Origin of the sequence: Pararhodobacter sp. (assembly GCF_034676545.1) — a bacterium.
Classification (GTDB): domain Bacteria; phylum Pseudomonadota; class Alphaproteobacteria; order Rhodobacterales; family Rhodobacteraceae; genus Pararhodobacter.
Genome location: NZ_JAUCBZ010000015.1, coordinates 723,062 through 741,430 on the forward strand (window position 1 = coordinate 723,062; position 18,369 = coordinate 741,430).

17 protein-coding genes and 1 pseudogene are annotated in these 18,369 nt (G+C 61.9%); 9 read left to right on the top strand and 9 right to left on the bottom strand.

Annotation, left to right across the window (positions count from 1 at the left end; genetic code table 11):
• Positions 1-22: 22 nt before the first annotated feature.
• Positions 23-1,213: a 4Fe-4S double cluster binding domain-containing protein gene (locus VDQ28_RS06960; RefSeq protein ID WP_323035240.1), complete on the bottom strand. Its 1,191-nt coding sequence runs from the start codon at positions 1,211-1,213 to the stop codon at positions 23-25.
• Between the two features lie 116 nt (positions 1,214-1,329).
• Here VDQ28_RS06960 and VDQ28_RS06965 point away from each other — a divergent pair, with 116 nt between their 5' ends.
• The 4 genes and pseudogenes from VDQ28_RS06965 to htpX all read left to right on the top strand — a co-directional run bounded on the left by VDQ28_RS06965 (position 1,330) and on the right by htpX (position 5,193).
• Positions 1,330-2,550 carry an MFS transporter gene (locus VDQ28_RS06965; protein ID WP_323035241.1) on the top strand — a complete coding sequence of 407 codons (1,221 nt, stop codon included), beginning with the start codon at positions 1,330-1,332 and terminating at the stop codon, positions 2,548-2,550.
• A 41-nt stretch (positions 2,551-2,591) separates the two neighbouring features.
• Positions 2,592-3,236, top strand: a complete 645-nt coding sequence (gene nth, locus VDQ28_RS06970; protein ID WP_323035242.1) for an endonuclease III — start codon at positions 2,592-2,594, stop codon at positions 3,234-3,236.
• Positions 3,233-4,237: an adenosine kinase gene (locus VDQ28_RS06975; protein ID WP_323035243.1), complete on the top strand. Its 1,005-nt coding sequence runs from the start codon at positions 3,233-3,235 to the stop codon at positions 4,235-4,237. Before nth ends, VDQ28_RS06975 begins: the two co-directional genes overlap by 4 nt.
• A gap of 58 nt (positions 4,238-4,295) precedes the next feature.
• Positions 4,296-5,193: pseudogene (htpX, locus tag VDQ28_RS06980) on the top strand (zinc metalloprotease HtpX).
• Positions 5,194-5,257: 64 nt separating this feature from the next.
• Here the strand turns inward: htpX and VDQ28_RS06985 are convergent.
• The 3 genes from VDQ28_RS06985 to VDQ28_RS06995 are packed head-to-tail and all read right to left on the bottom strand — an operon-like array spanning position 5,258 to position 7,607.
• Positions 5,258-6,376, bottom strand: a complete 1,119-nt coding sequence (locus tag VDQ28_RS06985; RefSeq protein WP_323035244.1) for a CaiB/BaiF CoA-transferase family protein — start codon at positions 6,374-6,376, stop codon at positions 5,258-5,260.
• A complete protein-coding gene (locus VDQ28_RS06990; protein WP_323035245.1) occupies positions 6,373-7,068 on the bottom strand; it encodes a DsbA family protein in 696 nt (231 codons plus the stop codon). Before VDQ28_RS06990 ends, VDQ28_RS06985 begins: the two co-directional genes overlap by 4 nt.
• A gap of 11 nt (positions 7,069-7,079) precedes the next feature.
• Positions 7,080-7,607 (bottom strand): DUF721 domain-containing protein, encoded by a 528-nt coding sequence (locus VDQ28_RS06995; RefSeq protein ID WP_323035246.1) that lies wholly within the window; start codon positions 7,605-7,607, stop codon positions 7,080-7,082.
• A 130-nt stretch (positions 7,608-7,737) separates the two neighbouring features.
• Here VDQ28_RS06995 and mutY point away from each other — a divergent pair, with 130 nt between their 5' ends.
• Positions 7,738-8,808: an A/G-specific adenine glycosylase gene (gene mutY / locus VDQ28_RS07000; protein ID WP_323035247.1), complete on the top strand. Its 1,071-nt coding sequence runs from the start codon at positions 7,738-7,740 to the stop codon at positions 8,806-8,808.
• A 24-nt stretch (positions 8,809-8,832) separates the two neighbouring features.
• On the top strand, positions 8,833-9,963 hold the full coding sequence (locus tag VDQ28_RS07005) for an alkane 1-monooxygenase (RefSeq protein WP_323035248.1): 1,131 nt from the start codon (positions 8,833-8,835) through the stop codon (positions 9,961-9,963).
• Here VDQ28_RS07005 and corA read toward each other — a convergent pair.
• Entirely contained in the window at positions 9,960-11,027 is a 1,068-nt protein-coding gene (gene corA / locus VDQ28_RS07010; RefSeq protein WP_323035249.1) for a magnesium/cobalt transporter CorA, read from the bottom strand. The two genes, VDQ28_RS07005 and corA, sit on opposite strands and share 4 nt — an antisense overlap.
• A gap of 27 nt (positions 11,028-11,054) precedes the next feature.
• On the bottom strand, positions 11,055-11,927 hold the full coding sequence (locus tag VDQ28_RS07015; protein ID WP_323038084.1) for a DMT family transporter: 873 nt from the start codon (positions 11,925-11,927) through the stop codon (positions 11,055-11,057).
• 292 nt (positions 11,928-12,219) lie between these two features.
• Between VDQ28_RS07015 and VDQ28_RS07020 the strand changes: the two genes are divergently transcribed.
• Together VDQ28_RS07020 and VDQ28_RS07025 are read left to right on the top strand one after the other, a co-directional pair.
• The gene (locus VDQ28_RS07020) at positions 12,220-13,191 is read left to right on the top strand and encodes a DNA cytosine methyltransferase (protein ID WP_323035250.1); all 972 of its coding nucleotides are present in this window, start codon (positions 12,220-12,222) and stop codon (positions 13,189-13,191) included.
• An 11-nt stretch (positions 13,192-13,202) separates the two neighbouring features.
• On the top strand, positions 13,203-14,030 hold the full coding sequence (locus tag VDQ28_RS07025) for an NgoMIV family type II restriction endonuclease (RefSeq protein ID WP_323035251.1): 828 nt from the start codon (positions 13,203-13,205) through the stop codon (positions 14,028-14,030).
• Here VDQ28_RS07025 and VDQ28_RS07030 read toward each other — a convergent pair.
• The 3 genes from VDQ28_RS07030 to VDQ28_RS07040 form a co-directional block, all read right to left on the bottom strand.
• Positions 14,019-14,870 carry a ParB/RepB/Spo0J family partition protein gene (locus VDQ28_RS07030; protein ID WP_323035252.1) on the bottom strand — a complete coding sequence of 284 codons (852 nt, stop codon included), beginning with the start codon at positions 14,868-14,870 and terminating at the stop codon, positions 14,019-14,021. The genes VDQ28_RS07025 and VDQ28_RS07030 overlap by 12 nt on opposite strands.
• A gap of 108 nt (positions 14,871-14,978) precedes the next feature.
• Complete coding sequence (locus VDQ28_RS07035) at positions 14,979-15,263, bottom strand: HU family DNA-binding protein (RefSeq protein WP_323035253.1); 285 nt, start codon at positions 15,261-15,263, stop codon at positions 14,979-14,981.
• A gap of 158 nt (positions 15,264-15,421) precedes the next feature.
• Positions 15,422-16,897, bottom strand: a complete 1,476-nt coding sequence (locus VDQ28_RS07040; RefSeq protein ID WP_323035254.1) for an AMP nucleosidase — start codon at positions 16,895-16,897, stop codon at positions 15,422-15,424.
• Between the two features lie 344 nt (positions 16,898-17,241).
• On the opposite strand from VDQ28_RS07040, the gene leuB reads away from it, so the two are divergent.
• Positions 17,242-18,345: a 3-isopropylmalate dehydrogenase gene (leuB, locus tag VDQ28_RS07045; protein WP_323035255.1), complete on the top strand. Its 1,104-nt coding sequence runs from the start codon at positions 17,242-17,244 to the stop codon at positions 18,343-18,345.
• Positions 18,346-18,369: the final 24 nt, after the last annotated feature.

An 18,369-nucleotide genomic window follows, 5' to 3' on the forward strand; every position in this document is an offset into this window, starting at 1 on the left:
ACCCGACCCGAATCCTGCGCAATCACCCCGCCCACCAGTCGCGCGGCTTCAGCCGTTTCGCACGACCAGAGCGATCATCCAGCCACAGCGCCAGCTTGCGCCACGGCGACAGCGCCAACCGCAGCCACGCACGGTTACGCCAGGTGCTGAAATCGCGGTTGAACGGACAGACCCGCAGGCAAATCGCGCAATCCGTGGCCAGTTTTGCCCAATAGCCAAAACATTTTTCCGCGTCCGAGGTCCATTTCACCACGCCCTTGATCGACGACTGGCCCGTCACCGCATCGCTCGGCGGGCCAAATGGCAGCGCCTTGACCGGGCAGGCATCGGCGCAGCGCGTGCAGATATCGCAAACCGCCCGCACACCCAAAGGCTTTGGCACATCATGCGCCAGCGGCATGTTGGTGAAAATCTTCGAGAACCGCAGTCGAGGCCCAAACTCTGGTGTGATCACCAGTTGATTGCGCGCGTATTCGCCCAGACCTGCCTTGATCGCATAGGGAATCACCAGCCCGGTGTCGTTCATCGAGGCCGTCGCCTCATATCCCAGATTGCGGATATAGGCGGCCAGTTGCATGACAATCGCTGCCTCATGGCTGTATTCGCGCCCGGTCGCCGCCCCGGCCAGTGCCGACGGATAGGTCTGCACCAGTGGCAGGTTCATCTGATGCCCCAACACAATCACGCTGGTCATGCCGTCGGGCAATGCCACCGCCGTCTCGGAAAAATCCCGCGTATCCACTTGCGTCTTGTAGATCCAGCGTTCATCAAAATCCGTGATCCCGCACAGATCCGCACCAAAGAATTTTGCGATGCGCTTGACCTCAGCCGCCATGCGCGCCGGGTCGTCGATGTCGACTTGCGCACTGGCCACTGGCGTATCGGCTTGAATGGGCGCTTGAAACCCTTCGCGCCGCCCGCTATCGCCGCCTCGGTTCGACACGATATCCGAGATCAGCCACGCCGCGTTGCGCAGCGCGAAATCCTTGGGCTGAAACCCCTCGCCTTTGCGTGGCTTGGCATCGACCCGGTAGCTGGCGAAAAACCCGTCAGTGTGTTTGCTGCGCACCCGCTCATCCCAGAACGCCCGCGTGAACACATCGTTGCGCTGACGAAACCGCTCGAACTCGGGCGTGGTCGCAATCCCGGCCAAGGCGTCCAGCGCATCGGTTTGCGGCGGGTTGTTATGCCCAATCGGCGGAGTGTCGGTCATGGAGGCTCCCTTTGTCATAGGCTAGAGCCGCGACAACCGCCCGGTCAAGCCGATCGCGACTGGACGCGCGGCGCGCATCGGGCCAAGGTGCCCTGAACCGGACCCAAGGCCAAAGCATGCGCGTTCTGATTACCTTTGCCGCCCTTTTCTCGTCGATCCTGCTGCTGCAACTCGGGTTTGGCGGGGTTGTGCCGCTCGATGCGCTGTCCGGCACGATTCTGGGCTTCACCACGCAACAGATCGGCTTGCTGGGCTCGGCGCATTTCCTGGGCTTCTTCATCGGCTGCTGGTGGGCGCCGCGCCTGATGGGGTCGGTCGGCCATTCGCGCGCATTCGGCGCGTTTACCGCGGCAGGCACCATCGGCATTCTGTCGCATATGATGTTCACCGACCCCTACGCCTGGGCGGTGATGCGCATGTCCACGGGCCTCGCGGTGGCCGGGTGCTACACGATCATCGAGGCGTGGATGCAGTCCAAAGTCACCAACGCCACCCGCGGCCGGGCGATGGGCGTCTACCGCCTGGTCGATGTCACCGGCAACCTCGGCGCGCAACTGCTGATCGCGGTGCTCTCGCCGGCGATGTATTTCAGCTATAACCTGCTGGCCCTGATCGCCTGCGCCGCGCTGTTCCCCATGCTGCTGACCCGCGCGGAATCCCCCGAAACCGGCACTGCGCCGCGCCTGCGCCCCAAACTGGCCTGGGAGAAATCGCCGCTGGGGGCAATTGGCGTGGTGGTCTCGGGCATCACCGGCGCAGCGTTTCGCATGATCGGCCCGATCTATGGCCTCGCTGTCGGGCTCGAGGCCGACCGTATCGCCCTGTTCCTGTCGGCTTATGTCCTTGGCGGTGCGATGGCGCATATCCCCATCGGCTGGCTGGCCGATAAATATGACCGCCGCCATGTGCTGATCGGCATCTCGGTGGCGGCGATCCTGGGCTGTGGCGCGATGCAGGCCGGGGCGCAGGGCAATATCATCACGATCTTTCTGGCCGCCGGGTTCTTTGGCTTCACCACCTTCCCGATCTACTCGATCGCCACCGCCCACGCCCATGATTTCGCCGACCAGAACGAACGTGTGGAGCTGTCTGCCGCGCATATGTTCCTCTATGCCGTGGGCGCCATCGCCAGCCCGGTGATCGCCTCGGCGCTGATTGCCGGCTTTGGGCCGGGCGCGATGTTTGCGTTCATCGCGCTCTCGCATGTGTTCCTGATCCTCTTCGGCCTGATCCGCATCCGCATGCGTCCCGCACCGGCAGATCGTACGCGCTATGTCCATGCGCCCCGCACCTCGTTCATCATCGGCCGCCTGACCCGCAAGGGCCGCGACCGCTGAGGGTCTTGCCCTCGCCCCCCGCCTCGGTGCAAAGGAAACTTATGGCCGCGCAACTCGATTATCATACGATCCGCGAGATCTTCAGCCGCTTTCAAGCGGTCGAGCCTGAGCCAAAGGGCGAGCTGGATCATGTGAACGTTTACACCCTGCTGGTCGCCGTGGCCCTGTCGGCGCAGGCCACCGATGTCGGCGTGAACCGCGCCACCAAAGACCTGTTCCGGATTGCCGATACGCCCGAAAAAATGCTGGCCTTGGGCGAAGAGGGGCTGATCGAGCATATCAAAACGATTGGCCTGTTTCGGAACAAAGCCAAGAACGTGATCAAGATGGCGCAGATCCTCGTTGATGATTACGCCGGACAGGTCCCCAATTCCCGCGCCGCGCTGGAAAGCCTGCCGGGCGTGGGCCGCAAAACCGCGAATGTCGTGCTGAACATGGGGTGGCACTATCCGGCGCAGGCCGTCGATACGCATATTTTTCGCATCGGCAACCGCACCGGCATCTGCCCCGGCAAGGACGTGGTCGCCGTCGAGCGCGCCATCGAAGACAACATCCCGGTCGATTTTCAACACCACGCGCATCACTGGCTGATCCTGCACGGGCGCTATATCTGCAAGGCCCGCAAACCCTTGTGCAGTGCCTGTCTGATCCGCGATCTATGCCCCTATGAGGAGAAGTCCCTGTGACAAAAGCAGCTGCAAAAACCTATCAAGTCGCCGGGATCGGCAATGCCATCGTTGATGTGATCAGCACCGTCGATAATCATTTTCTCGACCACATGGGCATCCACAAAGGCATCATGCAGTTGATCGAGCGCGAGCGGGCGGAAACCCTCTATGGCGCGATGAAAGAACGGCAAGAGGCCTCGGGCGGGTCGGTCTGCAACACCATCGCCGGTGCCGGGGCGCTGGGTCTGAAAACCGCGCTGGTCGGACGGGTGCGCGATGACAAACTGGGCCAGTTCTTTGCCGCCGACACCGAGCGCGCCGGCACCGCCTTTGTGAACCCCCCGGTTGCGGGCGGCGAATTGCCCACCTCGCGCTCGATGATCTTTGTCACCCCCGACGGCGAACGCTCGATGAACACCTATCTGGGCATCTCCGCCGAGGTCGGCCCGGATGACGTCGACGAGGCGATCATGGCCGATACCGAAGTGCTGTTTCTCGAGGGCTATCTGTTCGACAAGGACAAGGGCAAAGAAGCGTTCCTCAAGGCCGCCCGCGCCTGCCGGGCTGCCGGGGGCCGCGTGGGTATCGCGCTGAGCGATCCGTTCTGCGTCGACCGGCACCGCGCCGACTTTCGCCAGTTGGTCGCCAACGAGATGGATTATGTGATCGGCAACCAGCAGGAATGGACCTCGCTCTATCAGGTCAATGATCTGGATGAGGCGTTGGAACTGGCCGCCGCCGATTGCGAGATCATCGTTTGCACCCGCTCTGGCGACCCGGTGGTACTGATCCACAACGGCCACCGCGTAACCGCCAAGGTCAACAAGGTCGTGCCCGTCGATGCCACCGGCGCGGGCGATCAATTCGCCGCCGGGTTCCTGTTCGGGCTGGTCAACGATCACTCACTGGAAACCTGTGGCCGCATGGGCTGTATCGCCGCCGCCGAGGTCATCGGCCATATCGGCGCCCGCCCGCAGCAAGACGTTCTGGCCCTGTTCAAAGCCGAAGGACTGGTCTGACCCGCCTTGCAGGCCGCGCAACGTCAACCCATATAACAGGTCATCCAAGGAGGGCATGATGGGCTACGTCAAAACCGGAATTCTGATGGCCGCGATGACCGGCCTGTTCCTTGCGATGGGCTATGTGATCGGCGGGCCAACCGGCGCGCTGATCGCCTTGGCTATTGCCGCCGGAATGAACGCCCTGACCTGGTGGAAATCCGACACCATGGTCCTGCGCCTGCACAACGCACGCGAGGTCGACGCCCACACCGCGCCCGAACTGCAGCAGATCGTCATGGAGCTGGCCCGCAACGCCGACATGCCGACGCCAAAGATCTATGTGATCGACAACCCGCAACCCAACGCCTTTGCCACTGGCCGCAACCCGGACAACGCCGCCGTCGCCGCCACCACCGGGCTTCTCGAGCGTCTCTCGCGCGATGAAATCGCCGCCGTCATGGCGCACGAACTGGCGCATATCCGCAATTACGACACGCTGACCATGACCATCACCGCGACCTTCGCTGGCGCGATCTCCATGCTGGCCAATTTCGCAATGTTCTTTCGCGGCGGCAACAACCGCCAGAACCCGATTGCCCTGATTGCGATGATGATCCTCGCCCCGATGGCGGCCTGCCCTCGTGCAAATGGCCGTCTCGCGCTCACGCGAATACGAGGCCGACCGGATCGGCGCGCAAATCTGCGGCAACCCGCTGTGGCTCGCTTCGGCACTGCAACGCATTCAGGGCTTCGCCAGCCAGATCGACAACGACAGTGCCGAGCGTAACCCGGCCACGGCGCATATGTTCATCATCAACCCGCTGCACGCCTTCAAGCGCGACAAGCTGTTCTCGACCCACCCGGCCACCGAAAACCGCGTCAAGGCGCTGGAACAATTGGCCGCCGAGATGGGCGTTTCGCAGCGGCCATCGACGCGCACCAGCCGCCCCCGCAATCCCGGCCCCTGGTCCTGATCGACATCATCTTGCCAAAAATACTCTGGGGGTGAGGGCCGCAGGCCCGAGGGGGCAAAGCCCCCTACTGATCCGCCTCACCCAACTCGGGCGCGGGCCGATCCGAGGCACAGGCCACCCCGTCAATCACGAACGGTGAGCGCACGCCCCGGTGCGGCCCCAATTCCAAGGCCATGCCGCGGGCTTGCACTTGCGGGTCGGCGAACACCTCGTCCATCGTGTTGATCGGCCCAGCTGGCACACCCTTGGCCTCGCAAGCCGCCAGCAGATCGGCCTTGGACAGCCGCCGCGTGGCCTCGGTCAGCAAGTCCGACAGCACGAACCGATTGGTGACCCGGTCGGCGTTGCTCGCGAATCTTGCGTCGGTAATCAGCCCCTCCACATGCAATAACTCGCACAGACGGCGATACTGCCCATCATTGCCGGTGGCGATGATGATATGCCCGTCGCGGCATTCGAACACCTGATAGGGCCCAAGATTGGGGTGCCAGTTCCCCGTGCGCCCCGGCGCTTCGCCCGTCGCCAGATAATTCATCGCCTGATTGGCCATCACCGACACCGCGCAATCCAGCAGACTCAAGTCCAGATGCGCGCCCTTGCCGGTGGTGTGCCGCGCGTGCAGCGCCGCCAGAATCGCCGTGCTGGCGTAGACGCCGGTGAACAGATCGGTCACCGCCACGCCGACCCGGTGCGGCTCGCCCTCGGCGGGGCCGGTGATCGACATCAGCCCGGACATGCCCTGAATGATGTAGTCATAACCCGCGCGGTGGGCATAGGGGCCGTCCTGCCCGAAGCCGGTGATCGAGCAATAGATCAGGTGCGGAAACTCGGCACTCAACGTTGCGTAATCCAGCCCGTATTTCGCCAGCCCGCCGACCTTGAAATTCTCGATCAGAATATCGGCATCGGCCAGCAGGTCGCGCACTTTCTGCTGCCCTTCCGGCGTGCGGAAATCCGCCACGACCGAGCGCTTTCCCCGGTTGGCCGCGTGGAAATAGGCCGCCACCGGCCCGCTTTCGCGCGCGATGAACGGCGGACCCCAGCGGCGGGTGTCGTCGCCCTCAGGGGCTTCGACCTTGATCACCTCGGCGCCCAGATCGGCCAGGGTTTGTCCCGCCCAAGGCCCGGCAAGAATCCGGGCCAGTTCGATCACGCGGAGTCCCGCCAGAGGTTTGTTTGTCATCCGTCAGCCAGCAGTGGATCAAGGATTGCCTGGAATTCGGCAAAGCTCATGTTGGAATAGGTCGTGCCATTGATCACGAAAGATGGCGTGCCGGTGATCCCGTATTCTTCCATGCCGGTCTGATAGACCTGCATCATCGCCATCGCCGTGTCGCGATCCGTCAGGCAGGCGTTCAGCTCTTCATCGCTCATGCCGGCACGCCGGCCAATGCGGCGCAGGTTGTCGGCCACGGCGCTGCCATCCGCGCCCTGGGTCCATTCGCGCTGCTCGGCATAGATCATTTCCGCGACGCCGAAATAACGCATGGGTCCGCCACAGCGTGCGACCAATGCCGCCCACAGGCCGTAGGCGTCAAAATAGACTTCGCGCTTGATGTAGCGCACAAGGCCGGTGTCGATATAGGCCGCTTTCAATTCGCGATACACGTTTGCATTGAAGTTTGCGCAATGCGGGCAGGTGAAGGACGAAAACTCCATAATGGTCACGGCGGCATCGGGGTTTCCGGCCTCCATCTCCAGCACGCGCGAGATGTCGATCTCGGCCGCATCCGTGGTCTGCGCGATCGCTGCACCCGGCTCGATCAGCGTGCTGCCGGGCATGGCGGTGCCGCCGGTCATCGTCGAATACAGGTTGTAGCCGCCAACCGCCGTCACGGCAGCCGCCCCGGAAAGCAAGAATGTGCGTCTTTTCATGTGTCGTCCTTTCATTCAGTGCCGGGCCGTTCGGGGCCAGACGCCTTTCTTTTCATCAATACATTTGTCGCCAGCCTGTCGAGGGCTGATTTCAACCCCTCGTCGGCGACGCCTTGGGTCATCCCGGCCACGACCGCCTGCGCACGCGCCAGGGCCTGCGGCGAGGGTTTCGCGATATTTGCATGCTCAAAGGCGGTTTGCGGCTCGGCAAAGCCTTCGGCGGCAGTTTGCGTCACGCGAATCCGCGAGATCGCCGCATAGCCGTAGATCGCATTCACTTTGTCGCGAAGCCGCTCCAGTTGCATCTGCACCAGCGGCGCTGCAGCCCCCGAGGCCAGCAAGGTCAGCGTCGCGCCCATGCCGCCTTGGCCATAGCCAATCTTGACCGGACGACACAGCGGCGCCAGATCCGCGCCGGCGATTTCGGGCCAATGGGTCAGCAGTTTTGTTACCGCGAAGCCGCGCGATTCCCCCGCTTTGCGGATCGGATCGCGCAACAGGCCCGACGCCGAATTCGAAGCCGCGCATGCGTCGGTCAAAGCGTTTGGGGCCGGTCGGGCCTTTTTTTGCGGTCGATCTCATGCGGCGGGCGTGCTTTCTGGTGGCGTTGGCCTATTCTAATGAGTTCCGCGGCCAAGGCCAGAGGGGCATCAAGCAAGGGCGTCAAGAATGCGTGACGAAATCGAAACACTCGAGGCCGCGGCTTTGTTGCGCTGGTACGACCAGAGCGCCCGGGTCTTGCCTTGGCGCATCAGCCCCGGTGACCGCGCCGCCGGGCTGCGTGCGGATCCTTACCGCGTGTGGCTGAGCGAGGTGATGCTGCAACAAACCACGGTGGCGGCGGTCAAGGACTATTTCCACCGTTTCACCACGCGCTGGCCGACCGTCGAGGCCCTCGCCGCCGCGCAAGATGCCGAGGTGATGGCCGAATGGGCCGGGCTTGGCTATTACGCCCGCGCCCGCAATCTTTTGGCCTGCGCGCGGGCGGTGGTGGCCATCGGCGGCTTTCCGAGTGACCGCGCGGGGCTGCGCGCCTTGCCGGGGATCGGGGCCTATACCTCGGCGGCGATTGCGGCGATAGTCTGGGATCACCCGGAAACCGTGGTTGATGGCAATGTGGAGCGCGTGGTGGCGCGGCTGATGGCCGTCGCCGACCCTTTGCCGCAAAGCAAATCGAAGCTCGCCACGCTGGCAGAACGCTACACGCCGCAGCAGCGCGCGGGTGATTTCGCGCAGGCGATGATGGATCTGGGCGCCACGATCTGCACAACGCGCAAGCCGAAATGCGAGGTCTGCCCGCTGTCCGGTTTCTGCATAGCCTATGCGCAAGACCTCACGCACTCCCTGCCTGCCAAGTCCCCCAAAGCCACCAAACCAACCCGCAGGGGTATCGCCTATGTTGCCATCCGCAGCGATGGCGCGCCGCTGTTGGAGTTGCGCCCGCCCAAAGGGCTGCTGGGCGGCATGATCGGTTGGCCCGGTTCGGATTGGTCCGACGCGCCAACCCCTGCGCCGCCACTAACCGCCGACTGGTCGCATCTGCCCGGCCTCGTGAAGCATACGTTCACGCATTTCCATCTGGAACTCAGCGTCGCCATCGCCCGCGCCGCGCAGGATGCCGTTCCGCTCATCGGCGCGTTCGACCCCGGTTTTGACCCCGGCAGCCTGCCCACCGTGATGCGCAAAGTCTGGGATCATGCGACAACCGGTGATCTTTTCGCGCCACAATCGCAGGGCTAGACTGCGGCAAACCATAGGTGCTCCATGCCAACCCATCGCCTCGTCAATGCCCTGCCGTTCTGGCTGTCCCTCGGGTTCCTGCCGCTGATCGCCATTGGCGCGGCCTGGGGCGGCTGGTGGCTGATCCTCGCGCCGCTTTACGCCTTCGGGCTGATGACGCTGCTCGATGCGATCACCGGGCTGAACACCACCAACCCCGACACCAAGACGCCCGAGGCCGATCTGTTCTGGTATCGCCTGATCACACTGATCTGGCTGCCGCTGCAACTGCTGCTGATCTTTGGCACGATCTGGTATGTGACGCGGACCGACCACCTGCAACTGCATGAAATCCTGATCCTGTTCTACGCCATCGGCATTGCCTCGGGCGGCGTGGGCATCGTCTATTCGCATGAACTGATGCACCAGAAACCGGTGATCGAGCGTCGGTTGGGCGATCTGCTTCTGGCCAGCACGCTTTACAGCCATTTTCGCTCGGAACATCTGCGCGTGCATCACATGTGGGTCGGCACGCCGCGCGACTCGGTGACGGCGCGCTATAACGAAGGCTTCTGGCGGTTTTTCCTGCGGGTGCTGGTGTCGTGCCCCGGTTCGGCCTGGGCGGCCGAGCGCGCCATGCTGGCCCGGCGCGGCAAAACCATGTGGAGTGCGGCCAACCCCTTCTGGCGCTACGGCGCGCTGCAAGCCGGGTTCCTGATCCTCGCCTGGCTGATCGGCGGCTGGGTCGGCGTCGGCCTGTTCGTGTTTCAGGCCTTCATCGCCGTGCTGCATCTGGAGCTGACCAACTACGTCGAGCATTATGGCCTGACCCGCGAATATCTGGGCGACGGGCGCTATGAACACGTCAAGCCGCACCATAGCTGGAACGCCTCGCACACCGCGTCAAACTGGCTGCTGATCAACCTGCAACGCCACTCGGATCACCATTACAAGCCCGACCGCCGGTTTCCCTTGCTGCAAACCTATGGCACCGATGAGGCCCCGCAATTGCCGCTGGGTTATCCGACGATGGTGGTTGCCGCCGCCATTCCACCCCTGTGGCGACGCATGATGAATCCCCGCGTGCGTGCGTGGCGACGGCGGTTCTATCCGCAGATCACCGATTGGAGCGCGTATAAAGCGGGCACAACACCGATGCCACGCGGCGCGGCCTAGCGACCGTCATCCAGCCAGCCCTTGCGCTTGAACCAGATCACCAACGCCACTGCGATCAAGCCCATGCCGATCATCACGCCGGGATACCCCCAGCGCAAGGACAGTTCGGGCATCACCTCGAAGTTCATGCCGTAAACACCGACAATGAAGGTCAGCGGGATGAAGATCGTCGAAATCAAGGTCAGGACCCGCACCACATCGTTGGTGGTGTTGTTTTGGCTGGACAGGTGAATATCCACCAGTCCGGACGCAATCTCGCGGTAGGTTTCGATCATGTCGAACAGTTGAAACGTATGGTCGTGGCAGTCGCGCAGATAGATCCGCGTGGCATCGGAAATCCGCGTGCTGTCCTCGCGCAGCAACATGCCCAACAGATCCCGCATCGGGCGCACCGAATTGCGGATCGCCATGAGTTGTTGCTTGTTGGCGTGGATGGTCTTGATCTGCTTGGGGTCGGGGTGAAACAGAACCTCGTCCTCGAGCAATTCCAACCGTTCGCCATAGCCCTCCAGCACCGGGAAATAGCTGTCGACCATCGTGTCGATCAGGGCATAGGCCAGATAATCCGCCTTGCGCATCCGGATCGGGCTTTGATCGACCCGCATCCGATGCAGGACCGGCGCGAAAATATCCGTCGCGCGCTCCATGAACGTGATGACAAATCCGCGCCCCAAAAACATTGCCACCTGCTCCGAGGCAAAGGTCTCCCCGGCAATCGGCACGCGTAAGACGATGAATGTGTGCTGGTCGTAATCCTCGACTTTTGGTCGCTGCGCCGAGTGGCCAACGTCCTCCATCGCCAAGGGATGCAGGCCGAAAACCCGGGCGATCTGCTCGAGCAGGGCCACGTCGCCCAAGCCCTCGACGTTGAGCCACATGGTTCCAGCCTGGGGGCGCTTCAGGGTGGCGGGATCGGGCGCGTCCTCGAACTCTATGCTGCGGGAATCGTAGCGAACCAAGGACAGGCGCGGGGCGACGGCATCGGGATCAACCGACAGAACGCCGGGCGAGCTGCCGGGCGAATTATGCCGACGGCGCGTGTATTTGGTTTTCTTCTTCGCCATGACCTCTTCCCGGTTTTTCGCCGCAACCTAGCGCGCAGCGGGGGTTTTGGAAAGCTGCACCGCAAGAATGCCAGCCATGATGATCACGACGCCCACGACATCAATCAGTCCCAGCCCTTCGCCCAGCAAAGCCGAGGCAATGGCGACGCCAAAGAACGGGTTGAGGAAGTGAAACGTCGCGCCCCTCACCGCGCCGATCCGTTGGACCAGCATGAACCACACAAAAGTCGCGGCGAGGCCGGGCACGAGGGTCGTGTACCAGAAGGCCGCAATCAGGCGTGGGGTCCAGGTGATGGCGATCTCCTCGAAGATCAGCGACGGGCCGATCAGCGCCGCCGATCCGACCAGCATCTGCAATCCGACGACCATCATCAGGTTGCCGCCGGAACTGGCGCCGCGCAGGGATAGGGTGGCGACGGTGAGGGCGAGGGCGGCGAGGACGCACAAGGCGACGCCGAGCGGGTCGAGGCCGCCCTGGAAACGCGCACCCATGATCAGGATCACGCCCCCGAAACCGGCGATCAATCCGGCGACGGCGAGCGGTTTCAAACGGTCACCCAGAAACAGGAACCCGGCCAGCGCGACCATCAAGGGCAGGGTGGAGGCGATGATGGCGGCGGCGGACGCTTCGATCCATTGCATGGCGATGAAGTTCAGGCCGAGATAGGCGGCGTTCTGGCAGATCCCGAAGATAAACGTGGCCCGCCATTGCGCGCGGGTGAGGGTCCAGGTCTGGCCCATCAGGCGGGCGATGGCGATGCCGATCAGGCCGGAGATGAGGAAGCGCAGCGAGAGGGAAAACAGCGGCGGGGCGTCGACGACGATCATGCGGGCGGAGGTGAAAGCGGAGCTCCACATGAACGCGAAGGCGAGGCCCATCAGAAGTGCTTTGAAATCCATTCCGCCCCCAGAAATGGCCCGGATGGGGGCCGATGGGACTTGGATAGCGTGGATTGAAAGGGGATGCCAGCCTGCTCGGGTGATCGAATTGTCCCGCACATGTCCCCCCGTGGGACAGAGTGGGGGACATGTGATTTCGAGGGGTTAGCGTGCAGGATTAACCTTTGGGAAAGGTTTTCCGGTACGAATAACCCCCGCGATCGCCCGTAGGGTGCCAATAATCGAGTTACGATGTTGACATTTTGTTCACGTTTGCGCTGTATGTGCTCTATTCAATAGTACGAGGTTTCACATGACAGGCAACCTAACCTCCCTTGAGCTTTGCGCCGGCGCCGGTGGACAGGCTCTAGGTATTGAGCAGGCTGGTTTTCAACATGAGGCGCTCGTTGAAATAGATGACTGGTGCAGAAAAACACTCCGCTTAAACAGACCCGAATGGAATGTTGTAGAAGGTGAGCAAGCAGACCTGACAAAATTTGATGCTCGTCCATATGCCGGCGTTGATCTGGTTGCAGGGGGCGTGCCGTGCCCACCGTTTTCAAAAGCGGGAAAGCAACTTGGCGCAAGTGACGAACGCGATCTATTTCCTGATGCGCTAAGGGTTGTGGATGAAGTCCGACCAAAGGCTGTCATACTTGAAAATGTCCGTGGTTTTCTGGACGCTGTGTTTCATGACTACCGACAGAACCTGAGAACCCAACTCAGAAAACTTGGATATACATTCGCGGATTGGCATCTTTACAATGCAAGCGATTTTGGTGTTTCGCAGTTGCGGCCGCGAGTAGTTATTGTTGCAGTAAGTAATGAGTTCGCTGACAAGTTCGAGTGGCCAACTGGCGGCATGAAAAAACCACCAACGGTCGGCCAACTCTTATACGATTTGATGTCAGAACGTGGGTGGAAGGGCGCACAAGAGTGGCGCGATCTCGCCGATGAAATTGCCCCAACGATTGTTGGCGGGTCGAAAAAGCACGGGGGGCCTGACCTTGGCCCCGTTCGCGCACGGAAAGCATGGGAATCGCTACATGTGAACGGAAAAACTTTGGCAGAGATCGCGCCTGATGAGGATTTTGTCGGGCACCCTCGATTGACAGTCCGCATGGCAGCTCGACTACAAGGGTTTCCTGACGAATGGCAATTTGCAGGTAAGAAGACAGCTTCCTACCGACAGGTTGGGAATGCGTTCCCCCCACCAGTTGCCCATGCTGTGGCGCAGAACATCAAGTCCGCGATCAGCAGTCGCCGCCTTTTCGCGGTCGCGTGATGATTGCTTGGATGCTTGAGGCACGCAGGCAATTTCATGCAGACTGTCTTGCAGGGCCAATTACCATTACAAATGGCGTACCTTCCATTGCTGACGTTTCACAAAAAGCCAGCGGTGAGATTTCAATCTGCCTAATAAATAAAATTGGGCCAGCGATCGACCACACTAAAAAACCCGCTGGGCAAACCTCCGGCACCTTATTTGAGCTAGCTTGCCAGAAATTCATTCAAGACGCTTTTTCTAAACTGTCTCACCTTCGACCCGGGACATTTTTAGTCGAACGCGGTCAGGCAATTTCACGGTTTGACCAATATGCACACCTCGAAGAGTTGCGTATTCTGTCTGATGCAAGCCGTGAGCTTAAAACGCATATTGGGACAGACTATCTGATCAAGCCAGACGTCGTGGTAGTGCGGTCTGCAGAAGAAGACTCCAATATTAACAAAGACTCCCTGCTGGTGGATGCGACAGTGGCTTGCCAAACTGCGCTTCGCGCAGCCAACGGTGCAAGGCCGACACTTCACGCGTCGATCAGTTGTAAGTTTACGATACGCTCTGATCGAGTGCAAAACACCCGCTCAGAAGCGCTCAACTTGGTTCGCAACAGAAAAGGACGGCTGCCGCATATCGTAGCAGTTACCGCTGAACCCACGCCGTCGAGGATTGCGGCAATCGCATTAGGAACAGGTGATATTGATTGCGTTTATCATTTCGCCCTTCCTGAGCTAGTGGAAACGCTACGAGAGCAAGAACGAGAAACACTTGAACTCGTTGAAACGATGATTAACGGCCAGAGATTGCGGGATATTGCCGACCTCCCTTTCGATCTAATTATTTAGCCCCTCCTGAAACCATTTCTCGACCAGATCCAGAATATCATCCACGATCTCCGGATGCTCGCTATGCCGCGCGTTGATGCGGATGAGCCAGCCGGTGCGGGTCCATTCGCGGCGCAGGGTGATGCCGGAGTGGAGGCGCAGGGCGCGGCGGGGGCGGCCGGTTGGGGTGGACTCGGGGTCTTCCGGGGTGAGAATGGCTTCGGTGATGGTGGGCACGAGGGCGCGCCATTGGGTTTCCAGCCCGGCGCCGCGATGCTCGTCGAGGGTCATGTGCATCAGGTCGATCAGCCCGGCGCGGCAGGCGGCGGCGAGGCGGTCCATGCGGCGGGTGCTGAGGGAGCGGGGATCGGTGAGCGCGCCGTCGAAATTCTGCACGACCAGCGCGAAACCGCGCAGGCGCGAGTGGGCCTGGCGGGTGAGGGCGGGAAACAGGGCCTCGGTCGCCGTATCGAGGTTGGGGTAGAGGCCGTGCTCCACGCAACTCTGGATCAGCGCGCCTTTCTCCCACGGTGTGATCGGGGCGCGGATCTCGTTTTCAGCGACCATGAGGGCCATCGCCTGGCCGACGTCCTGCGGTTGGCGGACAAAGGCCGGAATGGTGGCGCAGCGGTCCGGGTGGCGGGCGTGGATCTGGCGGAAGGCGGTGAGGCGGCGCAGGCCCGAGATCAGCGCGTAGGGGGTGTCGCCGTGCTGGGCGAAAACCTCGATCGGTTGGCGCAACCCGTCGCTGAGGATCGAGGTTTGCAGGGTGCCAAGCGCATCGGCATCGAGGGTCAGGCGGTCGCGCAGGAGGGCGGTGGCGTCGATCTGAGCGAGCGGGATGTGCTGGATATCGGTCATGGAGCGGCCTTTCTGACGGGTGCATCAGGAAAGGCGCAAAGAGGTTGACAGAGACTGAAAAGGCCGCCCGGTGGGGGGGCGGCCTTTGATTTGCGCTCTGGCCTGCGTTCAGGCGACGGCGTCTTTGAGAGCCTTGGCGATGGTCACCTTGACGGCGCGGTCGGCGGCTTTGGTCAGCGTCTCGCCGGTGGCCGGGTTGCGCACCTGACGCTCTGGGCGGGCGCGGCAGGCGACTTTGCCGACGCCGGGCAGGGTCACGGCGCCACCAGCGGCGACTTCGCGGGCAACGATTGCCGCGACGGCATCGAGGGCTGCGGCGGCCACTTTCTTGTCAGCGTCCATCTCTTCGGCCAGGGCAGCAACGAGCTGGGTCTTGGTCATCGGCTTGTTCATTGTCAGTCTCCGTTGGTCAAACTGTGAGCGGAACCCCTGCGGATTGCGCTGTGTAACTGCAAGCGATGTACCGATTCGTGGCGCGCCAGACAATCACTAAGCAACAAATCACAGGCAAAAAGGCTTAAAAACATGGGTGTGACGTTGCGAAACCCCGGCTAGAGGAATGCGGTTTCGTCAAAGCTTCGCAATTTGCGACTGTGGATGCGTTCCAGGGGCATCTCGCGCAGGTGCTCCATCGCGCGCACGCCAATCAGCAAATGCCGCGCGACCTGGGTCTTGTAGAAGGCGCTGGCCATGCCGGGCAGCTTGAGTTCCCCATGCAGCGGCTTGTCGGATACGCATAAAAGTGTGCCGTAGGGCACGCGGAACCGGAAGCCGTTGGCGGCGATGGTGGCGCTTTCCATGTCCAGCGCGATGGCGCGCGACTGGCTGAGGCGCTGGATCGGGCCGGTGACCTCGCGCAGCTCCCAGTTGCGGTTGTCAACGGTGGCGACGGTGCCGGTGCGCATGATGCGTTTGACCTCGTAGCCGTCCAGCGCGGCAATCTCGGCCACGGCGTCTTGCAGGGCGATCTGGATTTCGGCCAGCGCGGGGATCGGCACCCAGAGCGGCAGGTCGTCGTCCAGCACCTTGTCCTCGCGCAGATAGGCGTGGGCCAGAACGAAATCGCCCAGCGACTGCGAGTTGCGCAGGCCGGCGCAATGGCCGACCATCAGCCAGGCATGCGGGCGCAGCACGGCGATATGATCGGTGGCGGTCTTGGCGTTCGAGGGGCCGACGCCGATGTTGACCAGCGAGATCCCCTGCCCATTCGCGCGCTTGAGGTGATAGGCGGGCATCTGCGGCAGACGCGGCAGGGTGGGCAGTTCGGCCGAGGCTTTGGTGATGATCTCATTGCCCGGTCCGACAAAGGCGGTATAGCCGCTGTCGGGATCGGCCAGCATCTGACGGGCATAGACCTCGAATTCATCGACATAGAATTGATAGTTGGTGAACAGGACGTGGTTCTGAAAATGCACCGGGTCGGTGGAGGTGTAATGCGAAAGGCGGGCCAGCGAATAATCCACGCGCTGCGCGGTGAACGGCGCCAGGGGGGCCGAGCCATCCGCGTTGCGCACGCTTTCGCCATTGGCGATTTCGTCGTTGGTGTTTGACAGGTCCGGCACGTCGAACACGTCGCGCAGCAGAAATGTCAGCTCGCCGCTGAGGACGATATCGCCGCGCGCGGCCATCGCGAAATGCACCGGAATCGGCGTGTCGGACTGGCCGATCACCACCGGCTCATTGTGGTTCTTCAGCAAAAGGCCGATCTGCTGTTCCAGATAGTTCTTGAACAGGTCGGGCCGGGTCACGTTGCTGGCGTAGGTGCCGGGTTCGGGCACATAGCCATAGGCAAGGCGGCTGTCGGGGCGGTCAAAGGTCGTCGTTGTCACCCGGATTTCCGGATAGAACGCGCGGTAGCGGGCCGAGGGCTGCCCCTCGTCGATGACCTGTTGAAAGCGGCTGACCAGAAAGTCGATCGCCTCGGTGTAGAGCTCTAGCAGATGGGCGACGGCCTGCGCGGCATTGGTAAACGAGCGCTGCTTGTGGGTCGGCGCGAATTCAATAGGAAGGGATCTGGATTTTTTCATAGGGTTCTCACGTCAAATGCCAAACCCTCGCCGCCGCACGGATGCGACAGGATCGAGACTGCGATGCAAAGAGGGGGCTGTGTTTCCATGGCGCAGAATGCCAGAGGATGCGAGGGAAGGAAAGAGGGCTGGGTTTTGCGATTTGTGAGGCATCGCGAAATTGATACAGAAGGCGCAGAACCCCTTGATCGCCGCTGGCGGCATGAACACAACGCCGCACGCGATTTGCGACAGCCACAGATGCGGACGCGGCAGGGGTCGCCCCCTGCGTCCGGCATTACCTTGACCAGCCGTCAGCGACAGGCTACGCCGCTGGCGCATCGCAAAACACAAGGGAGTCCACCGTGGCCAATCCTTCACTTCTTATCCTCGCAGGCGACGGTATCGGGCCCGAGGTCATGGCCGAAGTCAAAAAGATCATCGGCTGGTTCGGCACCAAGCGCGGCATCACGTTTGACGTGTCCGAGGATCTGGTCGGCGGTTGCGCCTATGACGCGCACGGCACGCCTTTGACAGACTCCACGATGGCCAAGGCGCAAGCGGTGGACGCGGTGCTGCTGGGCGCGGTTGGCGGCCCGAAATACGACAAACTGGATTTCAGCGTGAAACCAGAACGCGGCTTGCTGCGGCTGCGCAAAGAGATGGACCTGTTCTCGAACCTGCGCCCGGCCCAGTGTTTTGACGCCTTGGCCGATTTCTCGTCGCTGAAAAAGGATATCGTCGCCGGTCTGGATATCATGATCGTGCGCGAATTGACCTCGGGCGTGTATTTCGGCGAGCCACGCGGCATTTTCACCGAAGGCAATGAGCGCGTCGGCATCAACACCCAGCGTTACACGGAATCGGAAATCGCCCGCGTCGCGCGCTCGGCGTTTGAACTGGCCCGCAAGCGCGGCAACAAGGTCTGCTCGATGGAGAAGGCCAACGTCATGGAATCGGGCATCCTGTGGCGCGAAGTGGTGCAGGAAATCCACGACAAGGAATACCCGGACGTGGAACTGAGCCACATGTATGCCGACAACGGCGCCATGCAGCTGGTGCGCAACCCCAAGCAATTCGACGTCATCGTCACCGACAACCTGTTCGGCGATCTGCTGTCCGATGCGGCGGCCATGTTGACCGGCAGCTTGGGCATGTTGCCCTCGGCGTCGCTGGGTCTGCCGATGGCCAACGGTCGCCCCAAGGCACTGTATGAGCCGGTGCATGGCTCGGCCCCGGATATTGCGGGCCAGGGCAAGGCCAACCCGATCGCCTGCATCCTGTCGTTCGCGATGGCGCTGCGCTATTCCTTCGACATGGGCACCGAAGCCGATCAGGTCGAGGCAGCCGTGGAAAAGGTTCTGGCCGACGGTCTGCGCACCGCCGACCTGATGGGGCAAGATGGCGGCACCCCGGTGTCCACCACGCAGATGGGCGATGCGATCATCGCAGCCCTTGACGCGGCCTGATCGCACAATGAGCTTGGCACCGAT

Bases quoted from the DNA above. Each gene is read 5' to 3' on its own strand.
- VDQ28_RS06960 (WP_323035240.1), bottom strand. From the start codon at position 1,213: ATGACCGACACTCCGCCGATTGGGCATAACAACCCGCCGCAAACCGAT.
- VDQ28_RS06965 (WP_323035241.1), top strand. From the start codon at position 1,330: ATGCGCGTTCTGATTACCTTTGCCGCCCTTTTCTCGTCGATCCTGCTG.
- nth (WP_323035242.1), top strand. From the start codon at position 2,592: ATGGCCGCGCAACTCGATTATCATACGATCCGCGAGATCTTCAGCCGC.
- VDQ28_RS06985 (WP_323035244.1), bottom strand. From the start codon at position 6,376: ATGACAAACAAACCTCTGGCGGGACTCCGCGTGATCGAACTGGCCCGG.
- VDQ28_RS06990 (WP_323035245.1), bottom strand. From the start codon at position 7,068: ATGAAAAGACGCACATTCTTGCTTTCCGGGGCGGCTGCCGTGACGGCG.
- mutY (WP_323035247.1), top strand. From the start codon at position 7,738: ATGCGTGACGAAATCGAAACACTCGAGGCCGCGGCTTTGTTGCGCTGG.
- VDQ28_RS07005 (WP_323035248.1), top strand. From the start codon at position 8,833: ATGCCAACCCATCGCCTCGTCAATGCCCTGCCGTTCTGGCTGTCCCTC.
- corA (WP_323035249.1), bottom strand. From the start codon at position 11,027: ATGGCGAAGAAGAAAACCAAATACACGCGCCGTCGGCATAATTCGCCC.
- VDQ28_RS07015 (WP_323038084.1), bottom strand. From the start codon at position 11,927: ATGGATTTCAAAGCACTTCTGATGGGCCTCGCCTTCGCGTTCATGTGG.
- VDQ28_RS07020 (WP_323035250.1), top strand. From the start codon at position 12,220: ATGACAGGCAACCTAACCTCCCTTGAGCTTTGCGCCGGCGCCGGTGGA.
- VDQ28_RS07025 (WP_323035251.1), top strand. From the start codon at position 13,203: ATGCTTGAGGCACGCAGGCAATTTCATGCAGACTGTCTTGCAGGGCCA.
- VDQ28_RS07030 (WP_323035252.1), bottom strand. From the start codon at position 14,870: ATGACCGATATCCAGCACATCCCGCTCGCTCAGATCGACGCCACCGCC.
- VDQ28_RS07035 (WP_323035253.1), bottom strand. From the start codon at position 15,263: ATGAACAAGCCGATGACCAAGACCCAGCTCGTTGCTGCCCTGGCCGAA.
- VDQ28_RS07040 (WP_323035254.1), bottom strand. From the start codon at position 16,897: ATGAAAAAATCCAGATCCCTTCCTATTGAATTCGCGCCGACCCACAAG.